This is a genomic window from Catenulispora rubra (assembly GCF_015356825.1).
Taxonomy (GTDB): domain Bacteria; phylum Actinomycetota; class Actinomycetes; order Streptomycetales; family Catenulisporaceae; genus Catenulispora; species Catenulispora rubra.
Genome location: NZ_JAACYW010000825.1, coordinates 1 through 384 on the forward strand (window position 1 = coordinate 1; position 384 = coordinate 384).

The 384-nt window shown below is 58.1% G+C and carries 1 protein-coding gene; it reads left to right on the forward strand.

From position 1 onward, the window contains the following. Nucleotides 1–27 precede the first annotated feature (27 nt). Nucleotides 28–384: hypothetical protein (locus GWK61_RS55590; RefSeq protein WP_194922419.1), on the forward strand; the 357-nt coding region annotated here is incomplete at its 3' end.

The window sequence follows — 384 nt, forward strand, 5'->3', positions numbered from 1 at the left end:
GGTGGAAGATCGCCGGATTCTTGGTATATGTCGTATTTATTGAGGTCTTGGCAGGGTTGTTCCTCGACATTCGGCCAGGACGACGGGCTGAAGGGGAAGATCGAGAACTTCGACAACGTCACGGTATGGCCCAGTGCTGACCCGCGTTCGGTGCCGCAGAGCCAACTGGCCAGCTTGCCCTACCGCACGACGCAAGCGCCCGTGATGATCATCTGCTTCACACCTGGTCACACCGACACCAACGGCATGGGGTACGGCGACACGTACAAGATCAAATACGATGGTGGATCGGGCTACACCGATGCACAGACAGATGTACTCATCGACAAGGGCGCGCTGGCAGCGCCTGATGCTCAGCGCACTGGGACGCATCGACATCTGCAT